Raw genomic sequence first — 8,743 nt, forward strand, 5'->3', positions numbered from 1 at the left:
AACTATAGGAGCATCAACGCGCTGATGGAATCGATCAACGGCCTGTACAAAGCCGAATGCGTCCGCACCACCGTCTTCCACGACGGCCCGTACAAGACCATCACCGACGTCGAATACGCGACCGCTGGCTGGGTCGACTGGTACAACCACCGACGGCTCCACGGTAGCCTCGGAATGGTCAGCCCCGACGAATACGAGGCGGCCTACTACACGGCACTCACCCGAGCGCCGATCCCCGCATAGCAGCGGCACAGAACCCGGGACGGTTCATCTCGGTGAGAGTCATACCTGCAGTCCTACGCGGCCGCCGACTGGCACGGTATAGCTCCTCACAGAACTCATGCGCGCCTACCGGCCGGTCTTAACGGCCCTGGAAAAACCTGCCCGTGGCCCTCGTCGGACGCATGCACTCAGGCTTGACGGGGTGTCGCGTGAGGGGAATGTCAGAGTCGCGCGGTTCCTCGTATGGGCTCCGTTAGGACGCCTGTATCACGGTGGTCGGCGGGTGTTTGATCGGGAGTTGCACCCGCATCTCGGGTTGCGCGGCTAGTAGTCCTGCTGTCGCTTTTGTCCGAATGGAGCTTGTCTTGCTTGACATCGTCTACGTGCTGGGCGTGATCGTCCTGTTCGTGGCTGTCGGCCTCGTGGGGAAGGCGGTGGAGAAGCTGTGATCGTATTCGAGCTCCTCGCTGCCGGTCTCGCCATCGCCGCAGTCGTCTATCTTGTGTTCGCCCTCGTGAAGCCGGAGCGTTTCTGATGGAGTGGGGCCTTCTCATCGCGGGCGTCGCCACGCTCGCCCTCGCCCTCGGTCTGCTGTATCGCCCCGTCGGGGATTACATGGCCTGGACCTTTACGACACGAAAGGACTGGGGTGTCGAGCGCGGCATCTACAAGGTCATCGGTGTCGATCCGAAGCAGGAGCAGTCTTGGCAGGCGTATCTGCGATCGGTGCTGTACTTCTCGATCGTCGGCGTGCTTCTGCTTTTCTTACTGCAACGCACCCAGCAGTGGTTGCCGTACTCCCTCGGTAACGAGAACGTCGAATCGGGGGTCGCGTTTAACACGGCGATCTCGTTTGTGACGAACACGAACTGGCAGGCGTATTCGGGTGAGGCGCTGTCCTACACTGTCCAGTTCGCTGGTCTCGCCGTGCAGAACTTCGTGTCGGCGGCGACCGGCATCGCTGTCGCGATCGCCCTCGTGCGTGGTTTCGCTTACCGGAGGTCGGGGACGATCGGCAACTTCTGGGTCGACCTCGTCCGCGGCACGTTCCGCATCCTGCTGCCGCTGTCGATCGTTGCAGCGATCGTTCTGATCGCCGGCGGTGTCGTGCAGAACTTCAACGGATACGTTGATGTGACCACAATCACCGGGGGCACGCAGACGATCCCGGGTGGCCCGGTCGCTTCCCAGGAAGCGATCAAGGAACTGGGCACGAACGGCGGTGGCTTCTACAACGCCAACGCTTCGCACCCGTTCGAGAACCCGACCGGCTGGACCAGCCTGTTCCAGTGCTTCCTGATCCTGCTGATCCCGTTCTCTCTTCCCCGTGCGTTCGGGAAGATCGTGGGCGACAACCGTCAGGGATACGCGATCCTCGCCGTCATGGGCACCCTCTACCTTGCCTCGACGTTCACGCTCGCCGTGTTCGAGTTCGCCGGCCGCGGCACCGCGCCCGAACTCGCCGGCGCGGCGATGGAAGGCAAGGAAACCCGCTTCGGCCTGGTGCAGTCCGTCATCTACGCCTCGACGACCACGCTGACTTCGACTGGGTCGGTGAACTCGATGCACGACTCTTACACTGCTCTTGGCGGAATGATGCCGATGCTGAACATGCTGCTGGGCGAGATCGCACCGGGTGGTGTGGGCGCAGGCCTGTACGGAATGCTGATCATCGCGGTGATTGCCGTGTTCGTCGCAGGGCTTCTCGTGGGCCGCACGCCGGAGTACCTGGGCAAGAAGATCGGCCCTCGTGAGATGAAGCTCGCGAGCATGTACATCCTCGTGATGCCGATCCTCGTTCTCGGCGGTGTGGCACTCAGCTTCGCGATCCCCGCATTGCGGAGCAGCATCGTCGATGAGTCGCTTGCGAATACCGGATCGCACGGTCTGTCTGAGGTGATCTACGCGTTTGCCTCCGCGTCGAACAACAACGGGTCTGCGTTCGCGGGTTTGACGGCCAGCACTCCGTGGCTGACCGCCGCACTCGGCGTCGCGATGCTGCTGGGCCGGTTCCTGCCGATCGCTCTCGTCCTGGCGCTGGCCGGGTCGCTGGCCGCGCAGGACAAGGTCCCCGCCACGGCTGGCACGCTGCCGACACACCGCCCACTGTTCGTCGGCCTCACGGTCGGCACCGCGGTCCTGGTGACCGCACTCGTCTTCTTCCCCGTTCTCACGCTGGGTCCCCTGGCGGAAGGGCTGCTGTAAACCATGTCCACCATCACTCACACCCCGTCATCCCCAGAAACAGCGAAGCAGCCCGCAACGGCTGCTCCGCGAAAGACCCTCACCTGGGCGCACGTGCGCGCAGCGCTCCCCGGAGCACTGCGTAAGCTCAACCCTCGCGATCAGTGGCGCAACCCCGTCATGTTCATCGTTTGGGTCGGCGCCGCCCTCACGACACTGCTGGCGATCACCGAACCGTTCCTCGGCGGTCCCGCCGCCTCCGGTGGCACCAGCGTCCCGTGGTCGTTCACCTGGATCATCGCCGTCTGGCTGTGGCTGACCGTCGTGTTCGCGAACCTCGCCGAGTCGATCGCGGAAGGCCGTGGCAAAGCGCAGGCAGACACGCTGCGCAAAACCCGCACCAGCACCACGGCGCATCGTCTCGTCAGCTACCACCCGACTACGGATGCGCCGGCGGAGGAAGCCCTCATCAAAGATGTGTCATCGGCCGATCTACGTCTCGGAGACATCGTTGTTGTCTCGGCCGGAGAGCTGATCCCCGGTGACGGCGACATCGTCTGGGGCATCGCAAGCGTGGACGAATCCGCCATCACCGGCGAGTCCGCACCCGTAGTCCGTGAGTCCGGGGGTGACCGCTCCGCAGTCACCGGCGGCACCCGTGTGCTGTCGGACCGGATCGTAGTGCGCATCACCTCCAAGCCGGGCGAGACGTTCGTGGACCGGATGATCGCGCTCGTTGAAGGTGCCGCCCGCCAGCGCACCCCGAACGAGATCGCGCTGAACATCCTGCTCGCGTCGTTGTCGATCGTGTTCGTCGTCGTCGCGCTCACTCTCAACCCGATCGCGTCCTACCCGGCGAGCCCGGCGAGCATCACCGTCTTGGTCGCGCTGCTGGTCTGCCTCATCCCGACAACGATCGGCGCGTTGCTCTCGGCCATCGGCATCGCAGGGATGGATCGGCTGGTGCAGCGCAATGTGCTCGCGATGTCCGGACGTGCGGTCGAAGCAGCCGGTGACGTGACGACCCTGCTGCTGGACAAGACCGGCACCATCACCTACGGAAACCGCCGCGCCAGCGCCTTCGTCCGCCTCGACGGGGTCCGTGAACAGGAACTCATCGAAGCCGCCGCCCTATCCTCACTCGCCGACCCGACCCCTGAAGGCAAGTCCATCGTCGAACTCGCTCACTCCGAGGGCATCGACGTGACGACCGACCCTCGTGGTGAGATCGTGCCGTTCACCGCGCAGACCCGCATGTCGGGACTCGACTTGTCCGACGGCACGCAGATCCGCAAGGGCGCCGGGAGCGCGATCGTCGGCTGGCTCGAGGAGGACGGAGCGCGGCTGCCCAGCAGCGAACTGGCCGAACTCGACGAGCACGTCGAGCACATCTCCCAGTCCGGCGGAACCCCCCTGGTCGTCGCCGTGAAGTCCGCAAACGGGACGCGCCGGGTCCTCGGCGTCGTCCATCTCAAGGACATCGTGAAGGAAGGACTGACCGAGAGGTTCGCGGAACTGCGCGCAATGGGCATCCGCACCGTGATGGTGACCGGTGACAATCCGCTCACCGCCGCGGCGATCGCCAAGGAAGCCGGCGTCGACGACTTCCTCGCCGAGGCGACCCCGGAGCAGAAACTCGCCTACATCCGCAAGGAGCAGGAGGGCGGCAACCTCGTCGCGATGACCGGTGACGGCACCAACGACGCCCCCGCGCTCGCNAGACGTCGGCGTCGCGATGAACACGGGCACGTCGGCGGCGAAAGAGGCCGGCAACATGGTCGATCTCGACTCCGACCCGACCAAACTCATCGACATCGTCGCCATCGGCAAGCAACTGCTCATCACCCGGGGAGCGCTCACCACGTTCTCGATCGCCAACGACATCGCGAAATACTTCGCGATCATCCCCGCGATCTTCATGGGCGTGTTCCCGCAACTCGCGGCGCTGAACATCATGGGGCTGCACTCACCGGCATCCGCCGTGCTGTCCGCGGTGATCTTCAACGCGATCGTGATCGTCTTCCTCGTTCCTCTCGCCCTGCGCGGCGTGAAGTACAGGCCGATGAATGCATCGAAGATCCTCGGCCGCAACCTTGCCGTCTACGGCTTGGGCGGCATCATCACCCCCTTCATCGGCATCTGGCTCATCGACCTGCTCGTGCGCCTGATCCCCGGCTTCTGACACCTTCGAAAAGGAACACACATCATGAACACTGCCACCCGCAGTGGCGGACGCACCTTGTGGGTCGCCACCCGCGCCCTGCTCATGTTCACCGTCGTCCTCGGAATCGGCTACACCCTGCTGATCACCGGGATCGGGCAGCTCGCCTTTCCCGCGCAAGCGAACGGAGCCCCGCTGACCACGAAAGATGGAGACGACGTCGGCTCGTCGCTGATCGGACAATCGTTCACCGACGAGGACGGGAACCCGCTGCCGGAATACTTCCAGAGCAGGCCCTCGGCGGCCGGTGACGGGTACGACGGCACCTCCTCCTCCGGTACCAACCAGGGACCCGAGAACGAGGACCTCATCGCCGTGATCGCCGAGCGCAAGACCCAGATCGCGGAGTTCAACGGGGTAACCGAGGATGAAGTACCCGCCGACGCGGTCACTGCATCCTCCTCAGGACTCGACCCGCACATCAGTCCCGAGTACGCGGCGATTCAGATCAACCGGGTCGCCGAAGCCCGCGGCATCCCCGCTGAGCAGGTGCGGGAACTGGTCGAGGCGCACACCCAGGGGCCGGATGCCGGCTACCTGGGAGAATCGAGGGTGAATGTGCTGGAACTGAATATCGCCCTGGACGAGTTGGAGGACTAATCATGCCGAATCGGGGGCAGCTACGGGTGCTGCTCGGGGCTGCTCCCGGCGTCGGCAAGACCTTCACCATGCTGGAGGACGGTCGGCGCCTGCTCGGAGAGGGGAAGGACGTCGTCCTCGGGATCGTCGAGACCCACGGCCGGGCTGCCACCGCCACGATGACTGAGGGTATCCCCGCCGTCCCGCGTGCCCTCGTCGAACATCGTGGCGTCACGCTTGAGGAGATGGATTTGGAAGCGGTGCTGGACCGCAAGCCTGCCGTCGCGCTCGTCGACGAACTCGCGCACACCAACGCACCCGGGTCGAAGAACGACAAACGGTGGCAGGACGTCGAAGAACTCCTCGCTGCGGGGATCGACGTGATCTCCACCCTCAACATCCAGCACATCGAATCTCTCAACGATGTCGTTGAGCAGATCACCGGCGTCCCGCAGCGCGAGACCGTCCCGGATAGCTTCCTGCGCGGGGCCGAGCAGATCGAGGTCGTCGATCTCGCGCCCCAAGCCCTCCGGGATCGGCTCAGCGGCGGGTTCGTGTACCCGGCTGAACGCATCGATGCCGCCCTGTCGAACTACTTCCGTCTCGGGAATCTCACCGCGCTGCGCGAACTCGCCCTCATCTGGCTCGCCGATGAAGTCGACCAAGCGTTGAAGGGATACCGGAAAGATCACGGCATCGATAGCACCTGGGAGGCCCGAGAACGCGTCGTCGTCGCCCTTACCGGCGGCCCCGAGGGCGAAACACTGCTGCGTCGCGGCGCACGCATCGCCGCCCGTTCCGCCGGCGGAGAACTCATCGCCGTGCACATCACCAGCCAAGACGGGCTCCGCTCAGGCAACCCGGCAACCTTGGCAGAGCAGCGGGCGCTCGTGGAGAAACTCAACGGCACCTACCACCAGGTCATCGGCGACGACATCCCCACCGCGCTGGTGGAGTTCGCCCGCTCCGTCAACGCCACCCAGCTCGTCCTCGGCGCCAGCCGCCGCGGACGAGTTACCGCAGCATTCACCGGACCCGGCATCGGCGCGACTGTGGTCCGCGAGTCCGGCGACATCGACGTGCACATGGTCAATCACGCCGCCGCCGGGAAACGCTTCACCCTGCCGCCGCTCACCGGGTCACTCACTCGTAAACGTCGCATTCTCGGGTTCGTTGTCGCACTTCTCGGCGGTCCTGCCCTCACTGCACTGCTGACGCTGTTTCGTAGCGAAGACTCCATCACCACGGACGTTCTCTCCTATCAGCTCCTCGTCGTCATCGTCGCCCTGGTCGGTGGGATCTGGCCGGCCCTGTTCGCTGCGGTGCTGTCCGGGATCACCCTGGATTTCCTGTTCATCGAGCCGTTGTACACGATCCACATCCACCAGTCCCACCACCTCCTTGCCCTCATCCTGTACGTCGTGATCGCGAGCCTGGTGAGCTTCATCGTCGACCGTGCCGCCCGCTACACCCGTGCTGCCCGCAGATCCGCCGCCGAATCCGAACTCATCCAGACCATCGCCGGCAGCGTCCTGCGTGGTGACAACGCGATCCAGGCACTCATCGACCGCACCCGCGAAGCATTCCAACTCCCCGGCGTCCGTCTCATGCGCGGCGACGACGTCCTCGCCAGGTCGGGTGAACCCGTGCCCGACAACCACCACACCAGCATCCGCGTCACCGACGACACCACCCTCGAACTGCACGGCCCCGATCTCGCCGCGGCGGAGCAACGCCTCCTTGCGGTCGTCTCCGCCCAACTCACCGCCGCCCTCGAACACCAGCACCTCACCCAGACGGCGAAGCAGATCGAACCGATCGCAGCATCCGACCGGGTCCGCGGCGCCCTTCTGTCGGCTCTCAGCCATGATCTGCGCCGCCCGCTGGCAGCAGCAGCAGCTGCCGTCGGCGGGCTCAAAGCGGCAGGACCCGACCTGGCGTCCAATGACAAGAAGGAACTCCTCGACACCGCCGATGAGAGCCTCGCAGCCCTCGCGGCCCTCGTCACCGACCTCCTCGACGTCAGCCGACTACAAGCCGGGGTCCTCACGATCGCCGACATCCCCACCGACCCGGCAGAGACCATCGCCCCAGCCCTCGACGAACTCCACCTCGGACCCACCGACGTCACCCTCAACCTCGCCCACGATGACGCGCTCGCCGACGCCGACCCCGTACTCCTGCAACGAGTCCTGGTGAACCTCCTCGCCAATGCCCACCGCTACACCCCGGCCGGCACACCGATCCATGTCAGCACCAGCACCTTCGGTGACCGGCTCGAGATCCGCATCATCGACCGCGGCCCCGGCATCCCGCCCGAGAAGCTTGACGACATCTTCCTACCCTTCCAACGCCTCGGCGACACCGACAACACCACCGGCCTCGGCCTCGGCCTCGCACTCTCCCGCGGGTTCATCGAAGCGATGCACGGCACCCTCACCCCCGAAGACACCCCCGGGGGCGGGCTCACCATGGTCATCTCCCTCAACACCACCAGCACCAGCCAGGAGCAATCATGAGAATCCTGATCGCCGATGACGACCCGCAGATCCTCCGCGCCCTGCGCATCACGCTCACCGCCAAGGGCTACCAGATCTTCACCGCCGCCGACGGTGCCGAAGCGATCGCCGCCGCCATCGACCGCCACCCCGACATCTTCCTCATCGACCTCGGCATGCCCAAGCTCGACGGCATCGAAGTCATCCACGGCATCCGCGGCTGGTCGCAGGCACCCATCCTCGTCGTCTCCGGACGTGCCGGCGCTGCTGACAAAGTCGAAGCCCTCGACGCCGGCGCGGACGACTACATCACCAAACCCTTCGCCGTCGAAGAACTCCTCGCCCGCATCCGCGCACTCACCCGCAGAGTCCCCCCAGGTGACGCCACCCCCGTCGTCCACCTCGGCGCGGTGACCATCGACCTCGCCGCGCACAGCGTCACCCGCGACACTCCCGACGGGCAAAAGCAGATCCGCCTCACCCCCACGGAATGGCAGTTCATCGACATCCTCATCCGCAACGCCGGGAAGCTCGTCACTCGCCAAACCATCCTCACCACCATCTGGGGCACCGAACACGCCGAAGACACCGGCTACCTCCGCCTCTACGTCTCCCAGCTGCGACGCAAGCTCGAAGAAGACCCCACCAACCCCGTGCATCTCCTGACCGAGCCGGGCATGGGGTACCGTCTCGACGGCATGACCACCTGACCTTCGCGACGCCGACGCAACCATGCGTATCCTCGACACCCTCGGTGAGCTGCTGTACTGGAGCGGTGTGATCATCGGCGTCCCTTTCGCCATCGCCGCCCCATCATCCGCGCCGTCGACGGGCCCCGCCTCGCCACGAACGTCACCATCGTCGAGGACCTCGACCAGAGAGACCGATCGTGATGTGGAGCGTGCAGGACCGCACATACACGCGCCCCTCACAGCACGCGACGAGATCCGTGACCGCGACTCGACAAGCGTCACAGGTTTCGTATCAGAACGCGATCCAGAGAGGCTTGAACTTGGGTCTGCTGCACGAGTAGGTGACA

At 65.1% G+C, this 8,743-nt stretch carries 6 protein-coding genes and 1 pseudogene; all 7 read left to right on the plus strand.

Annotation, left to right across the window (positions count from 1 at the left end; all coding sequences use genetic code 11):
- The coding region (locus ID132_RS12835) for an integrase core domain-containing protein (protein ID WP_193128802.1) at positions 1 to 243 on the plus strand (243 nt) is incomplete at its 5' end.
- A 424-nt stretch (positions 244 to 667) separates the two neighbouring features.
- Positions 668 to 757: a potassium-transporting ATPase subunit F gene (locus ID132_RS15040; protein WP_125107150.1), complete on the plus strand. Its 90-nt coding sequence runs from the start codon at positions 668 to 670 to the stop codon at positions 755 to 757.
- Positions 757 to 2,427: a potassium-transporting ATPase subunit KdpA gene (kdpA, locus tag ID132_RS12845; protein WP_193128803.1), complete on the plus strand. Its 1,671-nt coding sequence runs from the start codon at positions 757 to 759 to the stop codon at positions 2,425 to 2,427. The genes ID132_RS15040 and kdpA overlap by 1 nt, the downstream gene beginning before the upstream one ends.
- A 3-nt stretch (positions 2,428 to 2,430) precedes the next feature.
- Positions 2,431 to 4,588: pseudogene (kdpB, locus tag ID132_RS12850) on the plus strand (potassium-transporting ATPase subunit KdpB).
- Positions 4,589 to 4,612: 24 nt separating this feature from the next.
- Entirely contained in the window at positions 4,613 to 5,227 is a 615-nt protein-coding gene (kdpC, locus tag ID132_RS12855; protein ID WP_193128804.1) for a potassium-transporting ATPase subunit KdpC, read from the plus strand.
- A gap of 2 nt (positions 5,228 to 5,229) precedes the next feature.
- On the plus strand, positions 5,230 to 7,725 hold the full coding sequence (locus ID132_RS12860) for an ATP-binding protein (protein WP_193128805.1): 2,496 nt from the start codon (positions 5,230 to 5,232) through the stop codon (positions 7,723 to 7,725).
- Positions 7,722 to 8,414: a response regulator gene (locus tag ID132_RS12865; RefSeq protein WP_125107145.1), complete on the plus strand. Its 693-nt coding sequence runs from the start codon at positions 7,722 to 7,724 to the stop codon at positions 8,412 to 8,414. The genes ID132_RS12860 and ID132_RS12865 overlap by 4 nt, the downstream gene beginning before the upstream one ends.
- The last annotated feature ends 329 nt before the right edge of the window (positions 8,415 to 8,743 follow it).

This window comes from Gulosibacter sediminis (assembly GCF_014904065.1).
Taxonomy (GTDB): Bacteria; Actinomycetota; Actinomycetes; order Actinomycetales; family Microbacteriaceae; genus Gulosibacter; species Gulosibacter sediminis.

What these genes read in the sequence shown, in the direction of transcription:
- kdpA (WP_193128803.1), top strand. Translation starts at nt 757, where the DNA reads ATGGAGTGGGGCCTTCTCATCGCGGGCGTCGCCACGCTCGCCCTCGCC.
- ID132_RS12860 (WP_193128805.1), top strand. Translation starts at nt 5,230, where the DNA reads ATGCCGAATCGGGGGCAGCTACGGGTGCTGCTCGGGGCTGCTCCCGGC.
- ID132_RS12865 (WP_125107145.1), top strand. Translation starts at nt 7,722, where the DNA reads ATGAGAATCCTGATCGCCGATGACGACCCGCAGATCCTCCGCGCCCTG.
- kdpC (WP_193128804.1), top strand. Translation starts at nt 4,613, where the DNA reads ATGAACACTGCCACCCGCAGTGGCGGACGCACCTTGTGGGTCGCCACC.